Here is an 18,572-nt window from a genome sequence, read left to right as displayed (position 1 = left end):
TGGTCTTCTTCGCCGGGGACTTCACGCCGCGTTGTCCTTGACGTCCGCCGCATTCTTGCGGCCCTTCTTCCGGCTCACCCACGGCCGGACCGGATTGCCCTGCCAGCGAGTCGATCCCGGCACCTCGTCGCCGCGCACCACCAGCGACGCGGGCCCGACGGAGGCCCCGGCGCCCACCCGCGCGGCGGGCAGCGCGACGCAGTGCGGTCCCAGGGTGGCGCCCGGTTCCAGCACGACGCTGTCCATTCGCATGATCCGGTCGTGGAACAGGTGGGTCTGCACCACGCACCCGCGGTTGACGGTGCTGCCTTCCCCGAGCACCACCAGATCGGCCTCGGGCAACCAGTAGGTCTCACACCACGAACCACGCCCGACCGCGGCGCCCAAGCCACGCAGCCACAGATTCATCACCGGCGTACCGCCGGCGGCACGCGCGAACCACGGCGCCGCAACGGTTTCGACGAACGTGTCGGCCAGTTCGTTGCGCCACACGAACGACGACCACAGCGGGAACTCGCTCGCCCGGATCCGGCCGACCAGCGCCCACTTCGCCGCCACCGTCACCAGGCCGGCGACCGCACCCGCGGCCAGCAGCACCACTCCACCCGCCAGCGCCGCCCAGCCGATCCCGAACGTGATCGACAGCGCCTGCAATGCGCCCAGCACCGTCACCCCGATCGCCACCGTCACCACTACCGGCAGCAGCCGGCAGATCTCCACCGCGGCCCGCATCACCTTCAAGCGCCGGGGCGGGTGAAACGTCGTCTCCTCGTCTGCTTCGGCGGGCCGTCGGCGCAGCCGCATCGGCGGACTGCCCAGCCACGAGGAGCCGCGCTTGGCCTTCGGGGGCGTCGCCGACAGCACGGCGACCAAACCGTCGTCGGGAACCCGGCGCCCCGGCTGCGTGATGCCCGAATTGCCCAGGAATGCCCGCCGGCCGACCGTGGTCTCGGCGGCGTAGATCCAGCCGCCGCCAAGCTCATAGGAGGCGACCATGGTGTCGTCGGCCAGGAATGCGCCGTCCTCGATGACGGCGAACTTGGGGGTGAGCAAGACCGTGGAGATCTCGGTGCCCCGTCCCACCCGGGTGCCCAGGATGCGCAGCCAGATCGGGGTGAACAGGCTGGCGTATACCGGGAACAGGTAGGTGCGCGCCGCGTCCATCAGCCGTTCGGTGGTCCACAGCTGCCATCCGATGCGGCTGCGCACCGGGTGATAGCCCTCGCGCAGCCCGATGGACAGCAGCCGAACGGCGACGACGGTCACCAGCGCGTACGCGACGAAGCCGGCCAGCGCCGCCAACGGTGTCCACACCAGGGCCGGCAGCACCGCCTCCGACAGGGTGCGGGTGTGCCGGACGGCGAACGCGATGATGGCCAGCCCTCCCACCAGGGCAAGCAGCGGCAACCCGGCCAGCGCCAGCGAGGTCAACCCGTAACCGGCCACCCAATAGGACTTTCGCGCCGGCCGCTCGTCTGGCCACGGGTGATTCACCCGCCCGGACTTGGCCGCCGGCGAGCCCTTCCAGTATTGGCCGTTCTTGATCTTGTCGGTGACCCCCGATCCCGGTGCCACATCGGCGTTCTTGCCGACGACCGCACCGGGCAGCAGGGTGGTGCGGGCCCCGATCGTCGCGTCGTTACCGATCGTGATGGTGCCGAGGTGGAACACGTCCCCGTCCACCCAGTGTCCGCGCAGGTCGACCTCGGGTTCGATGGCGCTGCGCTCGCCGACGGTCAGCAGGCCCGTCACCGGCGGCACCGAATGCAGGTCCACGCCCTTGCCGATCTCGGCGCCCAGGGCGCGGGCGTAGTAGACGAGCCACGGTGCGCCGGCCAGGTTTTCAGCACCACTGGCTTCGGCGAGCCGTTCGGCCAACCACACCCGCAGGTGCACCGACCCGCCCCGGGGATAGCTGCCCGGTGCGACGTTGAACAACAACAGCCGCGCGAACAGCACCGCGATGCCCATCCGGCCCAGCGGCGTCACGAACAACACGAACGCGATCGCCACCCACCACCAGCTCACCGCCACGGTCCAGGGCACCAGATGCAGAGCACGAGCAATGTTGTTCCCCAACGCCAGCCAGGTAACCCACTGCAGTCCCGCGACGGTCGCCAGCGGCACCGTCAACGCGACCTGGATCAGCTGGGTCAGGCGCGGAGTCGGCTTCACCACGCGCTCATGGACCTGCGGCGGCGGGCCGAACTCGTCGAGAAACCCGGCGAGTGAACCGAGCCGGGGATGGTCGTAGAGGTCGGCGACGGTGATCTGTGGGTATTGCTGCCGCAGGGTGGAGACCAGCTGCGCGGCGGCCAGTGACCCGCCGCCCAGGGCGAAGAAGTCGGCCTCCTGCCCGGTTACGGTGGCGCCCAGCAGATCCCGCCACATCTCGGCCAGCCGCCCCGCCGTGCCCGCCAGATCAGGCGTCTCCTCGGCGTCGGTGCTGCCCGGCGGTGGCCACGGCAACGCATCGCGATCCACCTTGCCCGACGTGCGGGTGGGCAGCTCCTCGATGAGCACCAGCCGCGGCACCAGCGCCGCGGGCAGATGCTGGGCAAGTTCGTCGCGCGCCTTGGCGATATCGAAGGACGGGTCGGCGCTGACTACGTAACCGACCAGCACGGCGGTGCCGCCGCCGGTCCGGCGTACCGCGGCCGCGCCACCGCTGACCCCGGTCAGGTTGACCAGGGCGGAGTCCACCTCGCCGAGTTCGATGCGCCTGCCTCCGACTTTGACCTGGTCGTCGGCGCGCCCGCAGAAATACAGCCCGTCCGTTTCCAGCCGCACCAGATCGCCGCTGCGGTATGCCCGCTTCCAGCCGAGTGTCGGCATTGCCGCGTACTTTTCGGCGTCCTTGTCGGCGTCGAGGTAGCGGGCCAGTCCCACGCCGCCGATCACCAGCTCGCCCGTCTGGCCATAGTCGACCTGCCGGCCCTCGGCGTCGACCACGGCCAGGTCCCACCCCCGCAGTGGCAACCCGATGCTGATCGGGCCGGCGCCGTCGAGGCGGGCGGCGCACGCGACCACGGTGGCTTCGGTGGGGCCGTAAGTGTTCCACACCTCGCGGCCCTCGACCGCCAGCCGCTCGGCGAGGTCCGGCGGGCAGGCCTCGCCGCCGAAGATCAACAGCCGCACCGCTTCCAAAGCTTCGGCGGGCCACAGCGCCGCCAGCGACGGGACCGTCGAGACCACCGTCACGTCCCGGGTGACCAGCCAGGGTCCCAGGTCCATCCCGCTGCGCACCAGCGATCGCGGCGCCGGAACCAGGCACGCGCCGTGCCGCCACGCCAGCCACATCTCCTCGCACGACGCGTCGAATGCCACCGAGAGCCCGGCCAGCACCCGGTCGCCCGGCCCGATCGGGCTGTCCCGCACGAACATCTGCGCTTCGGCGTCGACGAACGCGGCCGCGCTGCGGTGGCTGACTGCGACTCCCTTCGGGGTGCCGGTGGAGCCGGAGGTGAAGATGATCCACGCGTCGTCGCGCGGCAGCGGCGCCTCGGCGCGCCAGCCCCGGGACGCGCCCTGGGTGCGCTCGATGCCCTTGTCGGTGATGACGGCCACGACGTTGGCCTCCCGGAAGACCAGTTCGGCCCGTTCGTCGGGATCGTCGGCGTCGACGGGCACATAGGCGGCGCCGGCGGCCAGCACGGAGAGGATCGCGGTGTACAGCGAGTAGCTGCCCGAGGGCATCCGGATACCGATCCGGTCGCCGCGTCCGATACCCCGCGCGGCCAGCCAGGCGACGCTGTCGCTCATGTCCTCGATCAGCTCGCTGTAGGTGAGCTGCACCTCGCCGTCGTCGATCGCCGCGGCGTCGGGGTAACGCGCGGCGGTGGCCCGGATGATGTCGATCAGCGTGCGCGGACTCGGTGCGTCAGCCGACAGCAGGTACTGCGCGGGGATCTCGGGCACTCATGGAACCCTACCCAGAGCGCGAGCGTGAATCGCGCGACGTGACCCGCCGCCGGGTCGTCGCCTGAGTCACAGTCGTGCGCCGCGGGTGGCCGCCCTTACGCGCGCTGCTCGAGCCAGTCGGCCAGCGAACGTCCGGCATCCAGGACGTGCCGTTCGGCGATCTCCCGCGCCCGCGCGGCGTCCCGGTCGGCGAACGCGTCGAGCAACTCCCGGTGATCGTCCAGCGAATGCTTTTCGTGCTCGGGGAACAGCGTGAGGAAGTTGGTCGGGACCACCCGGGCCGCCTGCCTGATCTGGGCCATCAGCCGGGGCGAGTGTGCGGCGCGGTGGATCTTCTGGTGGAAGTGCCAGTTGGCTTCGCCGATGCTGTCGTCACCGGAACGGGCTGCCACGTCGTCGGCCAGCGCGCGCAACGCGGTGAGTTCGTCCGGCTCAATGCGCTGCGCCGCCCACGCCGCCGCCTGCCCGGTCAGCACGCCGAGGATGGTGAAGCTGTCCAGCACGTCCTCGGGGCTGATACCGATCACCGTGACACCGCTCCGTGGGGCGACCCGGACCAGTCCCTCGAAGGACAGTTCCAGCAGCGCCTCGCGGACCGGGGTGCGGCTGGTGGCGAACTCTTCGGTGATGGCGTCGAGGTCCAGGCGGGAACCGGCCGGCAGGGCGCCGGTGAGGATGCGGTCCCGCAGTTCACGGGCGGCGCGCTCGCGGACCGTGCCGGCGATGTCGACGGTGGAAGCCACGGGCAGAGCATATCAAACGGTGCATTTGATATCTGAAATATCAGATGTTAGGTTTCCAAACCATGCGGAGCGACAAGATGGCGTTGGTGGCCTTTATGCAAGCGGGCAGCACCTCGGTCTATGCGGGGTCCTGGCGGCACCCCGCGACCGAGCACCGCTATCTCGATGCGTCCTACTACGCGAAAATCGGTCGGCAGCTCGAAGAGGGCTGCTTCGACCTGATGTTCTTCGACGACCGGCTGGCGATGCCGGGGGTGTACGGCGGCTCGGTCGCCGAGGCCGTCAGCCACGGTGCGCGCCCGGTCAAGCTCGACCTCGGGGTGATCCTGGGTGTGCTGGCCCAGGCCACGTCCCATATCGGCCTGGGTGCGACCTACTCCACCACCTACTACGCGCCGTTTCACGTCGCACGGACCTTCGCGTCACTGGACCACCTGTCCGGGGGGCGGTCCGCCTGGAACGTCGTCACCTCGGTCAACGACAGCGAGGCGCAGAACTTCGGCGTCGATGCCCACCTGGGGCACGACGAGCGCTACGACCGCGCCGACGAGTTCATGGACGTGGTGACCGGTCTCTGGGACACCTGGGAGGACGACGCCGTGCTGCACGACCGCTCGTCCGGTCGCTATGCCGACCCGGCCAAGGTGCACGAGCTGGGACACGTCGGCCGCTACTTCGCCGCGCGCGGGCCGCTGACCGTGCCGCGCCCGCCGCAGGGCCGCCCGGTCATCATCCAGGCCGGCTCGTCGGGACGCGGACGCGAATTCGCCTCGCGCTGGGCCGAATTGATCTTCACCGGCGACCCGGGCATCGACGTCGCCCGCGGCCACTATGCCGACCAGAAGGCCCGCATCGCCGACGCCGGCCGCGATCCGGGCTCGGTGCGGATCTGCCCGATGGCTTACGCCGTGGTGGGCGAGTCGGAGTCGCACGCCAAGGAGCGCGAGGCGATGTTCCTGGACGACCTGGTGCATCCGATGGCGTCGCTGACCCTGCTGTCGGAGCTGATGAATTACGACTTCGCGCAACATGATCTGGACGACGCGGTCACCGACGAACTCATCGCTGCGTCCTCGGGCATCCGTGGCCTGGTGCAGAACCTGCGCACGCACATCGGGGGCGATACGGTGACGGTGCGCGACCTGGCGGGACATCGGGCCACCCTGTTGCAGGGACCGCGGTTCGTCGGCACCGGTGAGCAGGTCGCCGATCAGATGGCCGAGTGGTTCCACACCGGCGCGTGCGACGGATTCGTGCTGGCTGCAACACATCTGCCGGGCGCGTTCGAGGACGTGGTGCGCATGGTGGTGCCGGAGCTGCAACGCCGCGGCCTGTTCCGCACTGCGTACGAGTCGTCGACGTTGCGGGGCCATCTCGGGCTGCAGCGCCCGGCGGTCGCCCATGCTTGACGGCCTGCGGGTACTCGACCTGGCCACCCTGGCCGCAGCCCCGCTGGTGGCCACCTATCTGGGTGAGTTCGGCGCCGAGGTGATCAAGGTCGAGCAGCCGGTGCACGGCGACCCGATCCGGTCCTGGGGCAATCAGCGGGACGGCGTCGGCTTGATGTGGAAATCGCTGTCCCGCAACAAGCTTGCGATCACACTCGACCTGCGCTGTGCCGAAGGTCAGGATTTGGTGCGCCGGCTTGTTCAGCGCGCCGATGTGGTGATCGTCAACACCCGGCCGCAGACGTTACGCACCTGGGGACTGGACTACGACGCGCTCCGTGCGGTCAACGACCGGATCGTGATGCTGCACATCACGGGGTACGGGTTGGCCGGGCCCAAGAGCGAACGGCCGGGCTTCGGCACGCTCGGCGAGGCGATGAGCGGTTTCGCGCACATCACCGGGCAGGGCGGCGGCCCTCCGACGCTGCCGCCGTTCATGCTGGCCGACGGTGTCGCGTCGCTGAACGCCGCGTACGCGGTGATGATGGCGCTCTACCACCGTGACGTGCACGGCGGCCCCGGTCAGCTCGTCGACGTCAATCTCATTGACCCGCTTGCCCGTCTGCTCGAGCAGACGCTCCTCGGCTACGACCAGCTGGGCCTGGTACCGCAGCGCTCGGGTAACCGGTGGGACATCTCGGCGCCGCGCAACACCTATCAAACGGCGGACGGCCGGTGGCTGGCCATGTCAGGGAGCTCACCGGCGCTGGCGCTGAGGGTCTTTCAGGCGATCGGGCGCGACGACCTGGTGCGCGATGCCGACTTCTCCGACCCGCAGCGGCGGCTGGCCCGCGCCGGTGAGGTCGACGAGGTAGTAGCGAATTGGGTTGCCGCCCGGACGCTTTCCGAGGCGATGGACATCTTCGAGTCCTACGAGGTGGCCGCGGCGCCGGTCTACGACATCACCGACCTTGTCGCCGACGAGCAACTGGCGCATCGAGAGGTGTTCGTCGGCGTTGCGGACGCCGAACTCGGTGCGATGACGGTGCAGGCCCCGGTGCCCAGGTTCTCGTCGGCACCAGGGGTGATCAGCCATCTCGGCCCGCGTCTGGGCGAGCACAACGGCCAGGTGTACGGCGAGTTGCTCGGGTTGAGCTGCAACGACATTGACGACCTGCGCCGGCGCGGCGTGATATGAGGGAGGACACCATGATTCTGCGCCGTTCCGAGCTGGCCGTACCGGCCGGCAGCGAGCACATGTTCGAGAAGGCCGCGAAGTGCGGCGCCGACCTGGTTTTCCTGGATCTCGAGGACGCGGTGCCCGCCGCTTTCAAAGAGGCGGCACGCACCAAAGCCATTGCTGCGCTGAATGATATCGACTGGGGATCTACCGCACGCGCAATCCGGATCAACGGACTGGATACCCGGTGGTGCCATGACGACCTGATCGAGGTGCTCAGCAAGGCGGGTGCGAACCTCGACACCGTCATCATCCCCAAGGCCCGCACGGCCCGTGACGTCTGGTGGGTGGACGTCCTGCTGTCCCAACTCGAGGCGAAACAGGGGCTCGACAGGCAGATCCGCCTGGAGGTGCTCATCGAGGAAGTGGAGGGGCTCGCCAACGCCGAGGCGATCGCGGCGGCCAGCCCCCGACTGGACGCACTGATCTTCGGGGTCGGGGACTTCTCGCTGTCGCAGGGTGCCCGGGTGGACACCAACTTCGTTCCGGTAGGCGAATATCCGGGCGATTTCTGGCATTACGCGCGCAGCAAGGTGATCGTCGCCGCCCGTATCGCCGGCATCGACGCCATTGACGCACCCTATCCCGACTACGGCGATCTCAGCGGCTACCAGCGCGACGCACGTCGGGCGTCGTTGCTCGGCTACACCGGCAAGTGGGCGATTCATCCGACGCAGGTGCCGGTCGCGAACGAGGTTTATGCGCCCAGCGCCGACGAGATCGCCCGCGCCCAGCGCAATGTCGCGGCGTACCGGGAAGCCGAGGCCGGTGGCCGTGGTGCCGTCGGGGTGAACGGCGTCCTCGTCGATGCCGCACACGTGAAGATGGCGCAGCAGACCCTCGCGCGCGCCGCGTTGATTGGCCAGCACCCCGCCGCTGGATAGCCGCGCCCGCATGCGGCACACTCCACGGCAGGGAGGTGCGCCGATGGACCTGGAAGTCGCCGTCGAGTCCGGCACGGTGCGCGGCCGTCGTTTCCGCGACGTCGACCTGTGGCGCACGATCCCTTATGCGGCGCCCCCGGTGGGGCCGTTGCGCTTCAGGGCACCAGAGCCTGTCGCGGCCTGGCCGGACGTCCTCGACGCGACCCGGTTCGGCTACGCCGCGCACTCCCACCGCCTGAGCTCACCGTTGGGCCTGCTGAAGCGGCAGCTGCAGGACGAGGACTGTCTGACCCTCAACGTCTGCGCTCCGGTCGATCGGGGTATTACGCCCCGCCCGGTGCTGGTGTTCATCCACGGCGGCGGCTATTTCGAGGGCACCTCCGCCCTGCCCGTGCACGACCCCAAGCCGCTGGTGGCCAAGTTCGGGATCGTGCTGGTGACGATCAACTACCGGCTGGGCGGCCTGGGTTTCGTCGATTTCTCTCAGTACGCAAAGGAATTTCAGTCGAACCTCGGGCTGCGTGACCAGGTGGCCGCCCTGGGGTGGGTGCGCCGCAACATCGCCGCGTTCGGCGGCGATCCGGACAACGTCACGCTGTGGGGCCAGTCCGCCGGCGCGAGTGCCGTTCTCGCCCACCTCACCATGCCGGCCTCCCGGGGCCTGTTCCACCGGGCCATCGCGCAGAGTCCGGTACCCGATGCGGTCCGGACGCCGCAGCAGGCGGCCGACACCGCGCGCCGGTGTGTCGCGGCGCTCGGTGCCGACCCGGATGGGGCCGCGCAAGTCCTGCGTACGGCGCCGGCGCCGGCGATCACCCAGGCGGCGATCCGGGTGATGCTGACGGCGGCGCGTGAGGTTCCGTGCCGGATGTCGCTGGCGCCGGTCATCGACGGCGACTTCCTGCCCGAGGATCCGACATCGGCGATCGCCGCCGGACGGGCTGAGCGGCTGCCCCTGCTGATCGGGTCGATGCGCGACGAGTTGGGTCACGCCGGCTGGGGTCCGGTGCGGCGGTTCGTCGATATCGTCCCCACCACACCGGCGCGGGTGGACCGCATGTTCGCCGCGACCGACCCCGCCGCCAAAGCCCGGGTGCTGGCTCACTACCCGGACTATCCGAGCCGGGGGGCCGTGACCCGGCTCGCCACCGACTGCTTCTTCGTGCGACCGATGATCGCGGTCGCAGAGGGACACGCCCAATTCGCGCCGACCTACCTTTACCGCATCGACTTCGCCCCCGCCGTCATGCACGTGATCGGGATGGGCGCCATCCATGCCATGGATGTGCCGTTGGTCTTCGGCTGCGACATGCCGGCTCTTCAGCTGCTCACCCTGATCGGGCGCGGTCGGTATCAGGCGATGAGCGATTGCGTGCAACGGCGCTGGATCGAGTTCGTCCGGACCGGTACGCCGGGCTGGCCGTCCTACTCCGATGACCAGGTCGCCCAGGTGTTCGACGGGCCCGTGCCGCGCCTCGTGCCCGGTTTGCACCGCAGCATGTGGGAGGCATGGCGACACTACCCGGGGCCACAGCGCGGACCGCAATTGCCCGCCGCGCATCAGGACCGGCGCTGATGGCGCAGCCGCGGGTGGCGATCCTCGACGACTACGCGAGCGTCGCGTTGCAGCTGGCGGACTGGTCGCCGGTGCAAAACCGTTCGGCTGTCACCGTTTTCGACCGGCACCTGAGCGAGGAGGAGGCGGCCGAGCAGCTGCGGCCCTTCGAGGTGCTCTGCACGCTGCGCGAGCGGATGGCGTTTCCGCGCACGCTGATCGAGCGGCTGCCGAACCTCAAGCTCATCACCATCGTCGGCCGCAGCCTGCCGAACCTGGACATGGCCGCGGCGACCGAACACGGCGTCCTCGTCGCGCAGTCGAACTTCGCCCACCCCCGATTCGCCGCCGTCCGAGATGCGACACCGGAACTGGCCTGGGGCTTGATGATTGCGACGGTCCGCCATCTGGCCGAAGAACACCGGCGCATGCGCGAGGGAGCATGGCAGACGACGACCGGGATGACCCTCAACGGCAAGACGCTGGGGCTGCTCGGTCTCGGTCGTGTCGGTCGGCGAATGGCCAAGTACGCCAGAGCCTTCGACATGAACGTGATCGCGTGGAGCCAGAACCTCACCGAGGAGGCGGCGGCAGCGGCCGGGGCGCGCCTGGTCGACAAGGCGGCCTTGTTCGCCGACTCCGATGTGGTGTCGATCCACCTGGTGCTCTCCGAACGCACGCGCGGCCTGGTCGGTGCGCCCGAACTGGACCTGATGAAGCCGAACGCCTACCTGGTCAACACCTCCCGCGGGCCGATCGTGGACGAGCAGGCGCTGATCGGGGCTCTGCAGGCCGGCGGCATCGCCGGAGCCGGACTCGACGTCTTCGACACCGAGCCGCTTCCTGCCGAACACCCGCTGCGGCGACTGCCGAATGTCACCTTGTCGCCCCACCTCGGCTATGTGACCCGCGAAATGCTGGCCGCCTTCTACGCCGACACCGTCGAGGCGGTCGTCGCGTGGCTGGACGGCGCGCCGGTCAGGATCGCGAACCCCAGTACGGACTCTTGATGGCCTGAAGCGCTTCGGTGACGTACCGGTCCAGCGAGTTCCCCGATTGACGTATCCACCGCTGGAAGGCGAAATCGCCTGCGGCGAAACCGAGTTGCACCAACAGGCCGGGACGGATGTCGGTGTCGGGGTCGGTGCCCATCCGCTCGGCGATCAGCTTGACCGCCCGCTCCCGGTCGGCCGGGGTGTAGAGGGTGACCTTGCTCAGCAATCCGGGCGCCACGAGCAGCGCCTCGCGCCACTCTTCGCTCTCCACGTCACCGAATGACCTCGTACGGGCGATGATGGCGTTGACCAGTGCGACGTCCGGCGACTCGCTGTCCGGCCGCTGTTCGAGCAGGTTCACCACCTCGGCACCGCCATGACGGATGGGACCCAACAGCAACTCTTCCTTGGTCGGTACGTGCCGGAAGAAGGTGCGCGGCGAAACGCCTGCAGCAGTGGCGATCTCCTCCGTGGTCACCGTGTCATAGCCGCGCTCGACGAACAGCCGGAACGCTGCCCGCCTGATGTCGGCGCGGACCTGCGCGCGCTGGCGGTCGCGCAGGTTCATCGGAAGCAGCCGATTCCGCCGTCGACGTGGATGGTCTGTCCGGTGATGAACGTCGCATCGGCGCCGAGCAGGAACGCGACCAGTGCGCCCACGTCGGTGCGGACGTCGCCGATGCGCTTCATCGGGACCCGCCGCACCGCCTTGGCGTAATCGTCGGGCGCGAACTGCTTCCACAGCTTGACGCCGTCGGATTCGGCGAACGGGCAGATGACGTTGACCCGGATGTTGTCGCGTCCCCACTCCAGCGCCGCGACCTTGGACAGCCCGCGGATGCCTTCTTTGGCCGCCGCGTACCCACCCCACTTGGGTTCACCGCCGGTGCCGGTGCCCGAACCCAGGTTCACGATCGAACCACCGCCGGCGGCGGCCATCAGCGGATGCACGGCCTGCATGAGCAGGAAGCTGGCCCGCGGTCCGACCTCGTAGCCCAGAGCCAGGTCGTCGACGGTGATGTCGACGAACCTTTTGGGCTCATTGGTGGCAATCGCATTGTTGACCAATCCGTGCACGGTGCCGAACGCGTCCACCGCGGCCGCCACGATGCGCTGCGCACTGTCCGGGTCGCGCAGATCGGCGACCACCATCTCGACCGGACCCATCTCACCGAGTTCAGCGGCCGTCGCGTCCAGTTTGTCGGCGAGAATATCCGCCACCAGCACGGAAGCGCCGCGCTCGAGCAACGCGGCGGCCACACCCTTGCCGACGCCCTGGGCAGCGCCGGTCACGATCGCGACGTGCCCACGCAGCGATTCCGGATGCGAGTAGCTCGTGGTCATTGCGCCGGCCCCAGTCGCAGCGGCACCCCGCGATGCATCTCGTAGGTGCTGCGCACCCCACCCGGAAGTTCGATGAACTCCACCGTGGTCCCATCCGGATCCTTGACGAAAAACATTCGCACTCCGCCGATTTCGAACGGCTTCTGCTCGGGTGGGTAGCTGGCCTCGCTGACCCGGCGGTGCGTGTCGTCGAGATCGGTGACCGACAGCGCGAAATTGTGAATCCCGGTGACTCCCCGAGGGGCCGGCGTGGGCGACGACTTCCCCAGCGACAGCAGTTCGAGCATCAACCCGCCCAGCAGGCCACCGACGACGCGGCCCTCCTGCTTGCGCGTCGCGTGCAGCACGGCGTCGAAAGGCTCGCCGGAGATCAGGGATTCGAAGACGACCTCCATGCCCAGCACGTCACGGTAGAAGGCCAGGGCGCGATCCATGTCGGTGACGCCGACGACGAGGTGGCAGAACGAGACGTCACCCACGACAGCTGTCATGCGCGGCCGGCGATCAACGGCAGGTCGAGGTAGGTCTTGATGCCGGGATCGGCGGGGACGACGTAGGGGATGGCGTTGACGCAGTGGTTGGCGGTAGCGACCACGCCCGGATTGCGTTGCAGCCCTTCGGCGATCGTCTGCGGCTGCAGGCCCTTGAAAGTCAGGCTCACACTGGGATCGCCGGTGATCTCCACCTCGAACCGTTCCCCCTGATCGCCGAACTCCCACGCCGGCTCCAGGTTGTCCTCACCCATCAGCCAGTTCACGGCGGCGGTGATCACCGGCTCTCCGTCGGACAGCGCCTGCCAGCGGAACCGTCGTGCCGCCACCGTCCCGGGCGCGATGGTCATCGGCTCGTAGTCGATGTCGCCGGTCGCGACCGCAATCTCCTGGATCGTCCTGATATTGGGATCGATACGAAAACCCATGGTGTCGGCGATCATTCGCACCGACTGCTTGAAGCCCGCTTCGAGTAGTCCGGCCATCGGGCCCTGCATCGCCTCTTCGGGGGTGCCGCCGAAACCCATGATGTGGCGCACCACGTCGGGCGCGTTGTAGGTGCGGATGTCAGAGAACTCTTCGGCGCGCACGTGCGTGACCGCCGAGGACAGCGACGACACCATGAGCGGGAAACGTTCGGTGATGCCGCCCGGGTGAATGCCCGAGCCGTGCAGCGTGACCCCGGCTTCGGTCGCCGCGTCGGCGATCGCCCGGACGCGCGGGTTCGCCATGTCGGGGTAAACCCATCCGACTGGGGTGACGACGTTCTTGCCGGACCGCAGGATCGCGATGACCTCTTCGTCGTTGGGAACCAGGGGGCTGTACATCACGCAGTCGGCATCGATCGCCAGTATCTCGTCGAGACTGGTGCTGGCGGTGACGCCCAGCGGGTCGGTGCCGAGGATGCGTCCGACGTCGACCCCGTTCTTGTCGGCGCTGTGGACCCAGCACCCGGCCAGCTCCAGCTGGGGATGGTTGAGCACGCATTCGATGGCGGCCTTGCCGACACCACCGGTGGCCCACTGAATGACACGGAATTTGGTCGCGCTCCCCATCGGCACCTCCGGTTAGCAGAGTGGCAGATCATGACTTCTTGACAGTAACTGCCACCTCCTATCCCGCGAAAGCCGCCACTCGTGCACCGTGGATCTGTTAGCTTGCGTAAGCACTAGCCGTTGGGGTCGGGGGGCCACCATGTATCGAGCCTTGAATCGGGCCACAGTCACCACGCTCGGAATCATCGTCGTCGGCGCGTGCCTCGGCATGCCTGCGGCCGCGGCCGACAACCCGGTCTGCACGTCGACGTGGTGTTCGTTTTTGCTGCCGTCGCGCAACATCGGCTGCGAGTTGAACTATCAACGCGGCAGTGGCATCACCGACGAGGCGTACTGCCAGTCCGATGCGCCGCCCCGGTCCGTGCGCATGACTCCCACCGGGGCATTCAAGACCTGCGACGGCGAGTCCTGCCTGGGCAATGCGGGACAGGGCACCCCGGTGCTCGGTTATGGGCAGAGTGCCGGCGTCGGCCCCTTCACCTGCCGCTCGGATACGAACGGTGTCACGTGCACGGTCGGGTCGGGCCGGGGTTTCACCCTGTCCAACGCGGGCGTCACGCCAGTGGGATAACCGGCCGTTGCGGCCAGCCCTTGTCTTGAACTGTCAAGAAGTTGTCTTCTGCTGTCAAGACTTCCCGCGGCCGTGTGACGCACAGTGTGTTCCGTGGGACGGAGGAGCACACCATGGAATTGATGTCACCGATCGACGCGCTGTTCTTGTCGGCCGAATCGCGCGAACACCCGTTGCACGTCGGTGCTCTGCAGCTGTTCGAGCCACCCAAGGGGGCGGGCCGCGCCTTCGCGCGGGAAACCCACCGGGCGATGCTCGAGTCCCAGGAGATCGCGCCGCTGTTCCGCAAGCGCCCCAGCTCGTGGCACGGGGCGCTGACCAATCTCGGGTGGTCGACCGACGACGACGTCGACCTCAGCTACCACGTGCGCCGTTCCGCCCTGCCCGCCCCGGGCCGCGTCCGGGACCTGCTCGACCTCACCTCTCGGCTGCACGCCAATCTGCTTGATCGTCACCGCCCGCTGTGGGAGACGCACGTGATCGAGGGGCTGCGCGACGGACGGTTCGCGGTCTACTCCAAGATGCATCACGCACTGGTGGACGGCGTATCCGGAGTGACGCTGATGCGGCAGTCGCTCAACACCGATGCCGACGACACAGCCTTTCGCACCGCGTGGTCCCCGGCGCCGCGGCGCGCGCCCCGCGACCGGAAATCACCCGGGCTGCTGCGACAGGCCGGCTCTGCGCTGGGTTCGGTTGCGGGACTGGGCCCGTCGACTCTGCGGCTGGCGCGCGCGGCTCTGCTCGAGCAGCAACTCACGTTGCCGTTCGGGGCGCCGCGCAGCATGCTCAATGTCGCTGTCGGGGGAGCCCGCCGGTGCGCCGCGCAGTCGTGGGAGTTGGATCGGGTCAGGGAGATCAAAGACGTTGCGGGAGTCAGCCTGAACGACGTCGTGCTGGCCATGTGCGCCGGTGCGCTGCGCGGCTACCTCGACGAGTACGACGCGCTGCCGGACACGCCGTTGGTGGCGATGGTGCCGGTCAGCCTGCGAAACGAGCGAGACGCTCTGGGCGGCAACATGGTTGGCGCAGTGCTGTGCAACCTGGCCACCCACCTCGATGACCCGGCCGAGCGCCTGCAGGCGATCCACACCTCGATGCGCGACAACAAGAAGGTGCTGGCGCAGCTCCCGCGGGCCCAGGCGATGGCGCTGTCGCTGCTGCTGCTGAGCCCGGCCGCACTCAACACGCTGCCCGGCCTGGCCAAGGCCACGCCGCCGCCGTTCAACGTCTGCATCTCCAACGTGCCCGGGGTGCGTGAGCCGCGGTACCTCAACGGCGCCCGGCTGGTCGGCAACTACCCGATGTCGCTGACGCTCAACGGCCAGGCCCTCAACATCACGCTGACCAGCACGGCGGACAGCCTCGACTTCGGGCTGGTGGGTTGCCGCCGCAGCGTTCCGCACCTGCAGCGGCTGCTCAGTCACCTCGAGACGTCACTGAAGGAACTGCAGCGGGCGGTCGGCCTCTGAGCTGGCTGCGGTAGGACGCCGGGGCGGTGCCGAACCACCGCCTCGATGAGCGTGACAGCACGCTCTGCTCCGCATAGCCCAATTCCCGGGCGAGGTGCGACAGGCTGATGCCGGTGGTGCGCAGATAGCGGTCGGCGGTCTCTTTGCGCACCTCGTCGAGGAGTGCCGCGAAGGTGGTGCCGTGGTCGGTGAGCCTGCGCTGCAACGTCTTCGGGTGCAAGTGAAACTGGGCGGCCACCACTTCCAGGCTCGCCGCCCCGGTGGGCAACAGTTGCCGGACGATGGTGCGCACCGATTCCTCGATGCCGGCGCCCAGGGGCGTGATGCTGCTCAGGTAGTCGACGACGGCGCGGTGGGCGAGGTCGTCACGGTTCAGCGGCCGGGCCAGATCGGCGGTGCGCACCGTGAAGCCGCCACGGCGTTCGGCGAAGTGGGGCGTGGTACCGAAATATCGGGCATAGCCCGATCTCGGCGTCAGCGGGTCATGCGGCAGATGTACCGAGACGGCGGCGAACTCCGCTCCCATCAGGAGGCGGAACACCCCTAGTGAGACGCCCAGAGCGAGTTCCATCGTCTGCGGGCAGTCGATCGCCTCGTCGAGCCGGAACTCGAGCGCGATGAAGGACAGTTTCGGGTCCGTCAGCGGCGCGATGGAGAGGACGATCGCGGGACTGTAGGCCGCCATGAATGTGCTGAAGATGGCCAGTGCGTCAGCCACCGTTGCCGCCGTGCGCGCCGCCACCCCCACCGGACCGAGGATCTCAATGCCCTGGCCGTGAGCCAGCCGCCGGCCGAAATCGGGTGTGGCGGTGGCTTCAGCGGCCGTTTCGAGCGCCCTGATGACGGCCCGGATCGGGATGAACGCGTCGTAGTTGCCGACATCCTGTTCCCGGATGCCCGTCGATCGCAGCAGCGCGGCCGGGTCGCCACCCAGCTCCGCGACCAGCCGCGGGTAGTTCGAGAGCGCGGTCCCGCGCACCACCGACATGTCCCGGATTGTCAAAAAGATGTCCTGGTATGTCAAGACAAGGAAATGCCGACCGGCGCATGGTGGAGCCAGAATTCGTTACACGACAGGGGATTTGAGATGACAGCTACCGCCGAGACTTCGGTCGAGCAGATCGCGGCGCTGGCGGCGCGGCCGGCCGACGCCCCGGTGCTGATGGTCAATCTGCTGAAGTTCAAGGCCACGGGTGGGCTGGAGTCCTATCAGCGATACACCCGAGAGGTCGCGCCCTTGCTGGCGCGGGTCGGTGGCGTCGTGCGCTACGGCGGGAACTCGCCGACCAACGTCATCGGCGTCGGCGAAAAGCCATGGTGGGATGCCATTCTCATCGTGGAGTACCCGACTCCGCAAGCGTTCATGGACATGGTGTCGACGCCGGAGTATGCCCTCGTGCACGAACACCGCGCTGCCGGGCTGGAACGGGGCGAGCTGATAGCCACCTCCTCGTGGTCCGTGTCCACCGGGGACTAACGTCCCCGATTTTCAGAACACCTTCGCTTTGCACCGGAATCTCGGGGTGTAATAGCGGGCATGGAACTGATGATGCCCACCGACTCGATGTTTCTGTTCACCGAATCTCGGGAGCATCCGCTGCATGTAGGTGGTTTGTCGCTGTTCCAGCCGCCGGAGGGGGCGGGTCCGGAATTCGTCCGGGAGTTCTACGAGAAGTTGATCGCCAACGACGAATTTCAGCCGACGTTCCGTAAGCACCCCGCGACGATCGGCGGCGGTATCGCGCGGGTCGCCTGGGCCTATGACGACGAGGTCGACGTCGACTACCACGTCCGGCGCTCGGCCCTGCCGTCGCCGGGGCGCGTGCGTGACCTGCTCGAACTGACCTCGCGGTTGCACACCAGCCTGCTGGACCGGCACCGCCCGCTGTGGGAACTGCATGTCGTCGAGGGACTCAACGACGGGCGCTTCGCCATGTACACGAAGATGCACCACGCGCTGATCGACGGGGTCTCGGCGGTGAAGCTGATGCAGCGCACCATGTCGACCGACCCGGACGACACCGAGGTGAAGGCGATGTGGAACCTCCCGCGACCGCCCCGGCCGCCGAAGCCCCCGACCGACGGCGGCGGGTCAAACCCGCTGAGCGCCTTGGTCAAGATGGCGGGATCGGTTGTGGGAGTAGCGCCTTCGACGCTGAGGCTGGCGCGCGCCGCGCTGCTCGAGCAGCAGCTGACGCTGCCGTTCGCCGCGCCGCACACCATGTTGAACGTGAAGGTCGGCGGGGCCCGGCGGTGCGCCGCCCAGTCCTATTCGCTGGACCGCATCAAGGGCGTCAAGCAGGCCGCGGGCGTGACCGTCAACGACGCCGTGCTGGCGATGTGCGCGGGCGCCCTGCGCTACTACCTGATGGACCAGGACGCGCTGCCGGACACGCCGCTGGTGGCGATGGTGCCGGTCAGCCTGCGGTCGGAAGCCGACGCCGACAGCGGTGGCAACAAGGTGGGCAGCATCCTGTGCAATCTCGCGACCAACGTCGAGGACCCGGCCGATCGGCTGGAGGTCATCGCCGAGTCGATGCGCCGCAACAAGAAGGTGCTTGCCGACTTGCCGTCGTACCAGGTGATGGCGTTGTCGGCGCTGAATATGGCGCCGCTGACGCTGGCTGGGGTGCCGGGATTCCTCTCCGCGGTGCCGCCACCGTTCAACATCGTCATCTCCAACGTGCCCGGGGTGGGCGACCCGCTGTACTACGGCGGCGCCAAGCTCGACGGAAGTTACCCGCTGTCGAACATCCCGGACGGTCAGGCGCTGAACATCACCCTGGTCAACAACGGCGGCAACCTCGACTTCGGTCTGGTCGGCTGCCGTCGCAGCGTGCCGCACCTGCAGCGGTTGCTCGCGCACCTGGAGACCTCACTGAAGGATCTGGAGCAGGCCGTAGGGGTCTAACC

At 68.4% G+C, this 18,572-nt stretch carries 16 protein-coding genes; 9 read left to right on the top strand and 7 right to left on the bottom strand.

Annotated elements, in window-relative coordinates:
• Positions 1-21 precede the first annotated feature (21 nt).
• The gene (locus tag QXH22_RS26945) at positions 22-3,918 is read right to left on the bottom strand and encodes a Pls/PosA family non-ribosomal peptide synthetase (RefSeq protein WP_306277523.1); all 3,897 of its coding nucleotides are present in this window, start codon (positions 3,916-3,918) and stop codon (positions 22-24) included.
• 98 nt (positions 3,919-4,016) lie between these two features.
• Positions 4,017-4,664 (bottom strand): GntR family transcriptional regulator, encoded by a 648-nt coding sequence (locus QXH22_RS26940; protein ID WP_306246898.1) that lies wholly within the window; start codon positions 4,662-4,664, stop codon positions 4,017-4,019.
• A 62-nt stretch (positions 4,665-4,726) separates the two neighbouring features.
• Here QXH22_RS26940 and QXH22_RS26935 point away from each other — a divergent pair, with 62 nt between their 5' ends.
• The 5 genes from QXH22_RS26935 to QXH22_RS26915 are packed head-to-tail and all read left to right on the top strand — an operon-like array spanning position 4,727 to position 10,741.
• Entirely contained in the window at positions 4,727-6,073 is a 1,347-nt protein-coding gene (locus QXH22_RS26935; RefSeq protein WP_306277522.1) for an LLM class flavin-dependent oxidoreductase, read from the top strand.
• Complete coding sequence (locus QXH22_RS26930) at positions 6,066-7,250, top strand: CaiB/BaiF CoA-transferase family protein (protein WP_306277521.1); 1,185 nt, start codon at positions 6,066-6,068, stop codon at positions 7,248-7,250. Before QXH22_RS26935 ends, QXH22_RS26930 begins: the two co-directional genes overlap by 8 nt.
• The gene (locus tag QXH22_RS26925) at positions 7,247-8,176 is read left to right on the top strand and encodes a CoA ester lyase (protein ID WP_371934324.1); all 930 of its coding nucleotides are present in this window, start codon (positions 7,247-7,249) and stop codon (positions 8,174-8,176) included. Before QXH22_RS26930 ends, QXH22_RS26925 begins: the two co-directional genes overlap by 4 nt.
• 43 nt (positions 8,177-8,219) lie before the next feature.
• Positions 8,220-9,752, top strand: a complete 1,533-nt coding sequence (locus tag QXH22_RS26920) for a carboxylesterase/lipase family protein (RefSeq protein ID WP_306277519.1) — start codon at positions 8,220-8,222, stop codon at positions 9,750-9,752.
• Positions 9,752-10,741: a D-2-hydroxyacid dehydrogenase family protein gene (locus tag QXH22_RS26915; protein WP_306246908.1), complete on the top strand. Its 990-nt coding sequence runs from the start codon at positions 9,752-9,754 to the stop codon at positions 10,739-10,741. The genes QXH22_RS26920 and QXH22_RS26915 overlap by 1 nt, the downstream gene beginning before the upstream one ends.
• On the opposite strand, the gene QXH22_RS26910 is transcribed toward QXH22_RS26915, so the two are convergent.
• The 4 genes from QXH22_RS26910 to QXH22_RS26895 are packed head-to-tail and all read right to left on the bottom strand — an operon-like array spanning position 10,710 to position 13,616.
• Complete coding sequence (locus QXH22_RS26910; protein WP_306277617.1) at positions 10,710-11,303, bottom strand: TetR/AcrR family transcriptional regulator; 594 nt, start codon at positions 11,301-11,303, stop codon at positions 10,710-10,712. The two genes, QXH22_RS26915 and QXH22_RS26910, sit on opposite strands and share 32 nt — an antisense overlap.
• On the bottom strand, positions 11,291-12,070 hold the full coding sequence (locus tag QXH22_RS26905) for an SDR family NAD(P)-dependent oxidoreductase (RefSeq protein ID WP_306246909.1): 780 nt from the start codon (positions 12,068-12,070) through the stop codon (positions 11,291-11,293). Before QXH22_RS26905 ends, QXH22_RS26910 begins: the two co-directional genes overlap by 13 nt.
• Positions 12,067-12,561: a VOC family protein gene (locus QXH22_RS26900; RefSeq protein ID WP_306277518.1), complete on the bottom strand. Its 495-nt coding sequence runs from the start codon at positions 12,559-12,561 to the stop codon at positions 12,067-12,069. Before QXH22_RS26900 ends, QXH22_RS26905 begins: the two co-directional genes overlap by 4 nt.
• A complete protein-coding gene (locus tag QXH22_RS26895) occupies positions 12,558-13,616 on the bottom strand; it encodes a dihydrodipicolinate reductase (protein WP_306277517.1) in 1,059 nt (352 codons plus the stop codon). Before QXH22_RS26895 ends, QXH22_RS26900 begins: the two co-directional genes overlap by 4 nt.
• A 151-nt stretch (positions 13,617-13,767) precedes the next feature.
• On the opposite strand from QXH22_RS26895, the gene QXH22_RS26890 reads away from it, so the two are divergent.
• Both QXH22_RS26890 and QXH22_RS26885 read left to right on the top strand, forming a co-directional pair.
• Positions 13,768-14,187 carry a hypothetical protein gene (locus QXH22_RS26890; RefSeq protein WP_306277516.1) on the top strand — a complete coding sequence of 140 codons (420 nt, stop codon included), beginning with the start codon at positions 13,768-13,770 and terminating at the stop codon, positions 14,185-14,187.
• A gap of 122 nt (positions 14,188-14,309) precedes the next feature.
• A complete protein-coding gene (locus tag QXH22_RS26885; RefSeq protein WP_306277616.1) occupies positions 14,310-15,659 on the top strand; it encodes a wax ester/triacylglycerol synthase family O-acyltransferase in 1,350 nt (449 codons plus the stop codon).
• Here the strand turns inward: QXH22_RS26885 and QXH22_RS26880 are convergent.
• On the bottom strand, positions 15,607-16,647 hold the full coding sequence (locus QXH22_RS26880) for an AraC family transcriptional regulator (RefSeq protein WP_306277515.1): 1,041 nt from the start codon (positions 16,645-16,647) through the stop codon (positions 15,607-15,609). The genes QXH22_RS26885 and QXH22_RS26880 overlap by 53 nt on opposite strands.
• Before the next feature lie 99 nt (positions 16,648-16,746).
• On the opposite strand from QXH22_RS26880, the gene QXH22_RS26875 reads away from it, so the two are divergent.
• Both QXH22_RS26875 and QXH22_RS26870 read left to right on the top strand, forming a co-directional pair.
• A complete protein-coding gene (locus tag QXH22_RS26875; protein WP_306277514.1) occupies positions 16,747-17,136 on the top strand; it encodes a DUF1330 domain-containing protein in 390 nt (129 codons plus the stop codon).
• A 60-nt stretch (positions 17,137-17,196) separates the two neighbouring features.
• Complete coding sequence (locus tag QXH22_RS26870) at positions 17,197-18,570, top strand: wax ester/triacylglycerol synthase family O-acyltransferase (RefSeq protein WP_306277513.1); 1,374 nt, start codon at positions 17,197-17,199, stop codon at positions 18,568-18,570.
• Positions 18,571-18,572 lie beyond the last annotated feature (2 nt).

This window comes from Mycobacterium sp. TY814 (assembly GCF_030755175.1).
Taxonomy (GTDB): domain Bacteria; phylum Actinomycetota; class Actinomycetes; order Mycobacteriales; family Mycobacteriaceae; genus Mycobacterium.
This window is presented reverse-complemented; position numbering and strand designations above follow the sequence as displayed.

Bases quoted from the DNA above. Each gene is read 5' to 3' on its own strand.
- QXH22_RS26935 (WP_306277522.1), top strand. From the start codon at position 4,727: ATGCGGAGCGACAAGATGGCGTTGGTGGCCTTTATGCAAGCGGGCAGC.
- QXH22_RS26930 (WP_306277521.1), top strand. From the start codon at position 6,066: ATGCTTGACGGCCTGCGGGTACTCGACCTGGCCACCCTGGCCGCAGCC.
- QXH22_RS26925 (WP_371934324.1), top strand. From the start codon at position 7,247: ATGAGGGAGGACACCATGATTCTGCGCCGTTCCGAGCTGGCCGTACCG.
- QXH22_RS26920 (WP_306277519.1), top strand. From the start codon at position 8,220: ATGGACCTGGAAGTCGCCGTCGAGTCCGGCACGGTGCGCGGCCGTCGT.
- QXH22_RS26915 (WP_306246908.1), top strand. From the start codon at position 9,752: ATGGCGCAGCCGCGGGTGGCGATCCTCGACGACTACGCGAGCGTCGCG.
- QXH22_RS26905 (WP_306246909.1), bottom strand. From the start codon at position 12,070: ATGACCACGAGCTACTCGCATCCGGAATCGCTGCGTGGGCACGTCGCG.
- QXH22_RS26900 (WP_306277518.1), bottom strand. From the start codon at position 12,561: ATGACAGCTGTCGTGGGTGACGTCTCGTTCTGCCACCTCGTCGTCGGC.
- QXH22_RS26895 (WP_306277517.1), bottom strand. From the start codon at position 13,616: ATGGGGAGCGCGACCAAATTCCGTGTCATTCAGTGGGCCACCGGTGGT.
- QXH22_RS26885 (WP_306277616.1), top strand. From the start codon at position 14,310: ATGTCACCGATCGACGCGCTGTTCTTGTCGGCCGAATCGCGCGAACAC.
- QXH22_RS26880 (WP_306277515.1), bottom strand. From the start codon at position 16,647: ATGTCGGTGGTGCGCGGGACCGCGCTCTCGAACTACCCGCGGCTGGTC.
- QXH22_RS26875 (WP_306277514.1), top strand. From the start codon at position 16,747: ATGACAGCTACCGCCGAGACTTCGGTCGAGCAGATCGCGGCGCTGGCG.
- QXH22_RS26870 (WP_306277513.1), top strand. From the start codon at position 17,197: ATGGAACTGATGATGCCCACCGACTCGATGTTTCTGTTCACCGAATCT.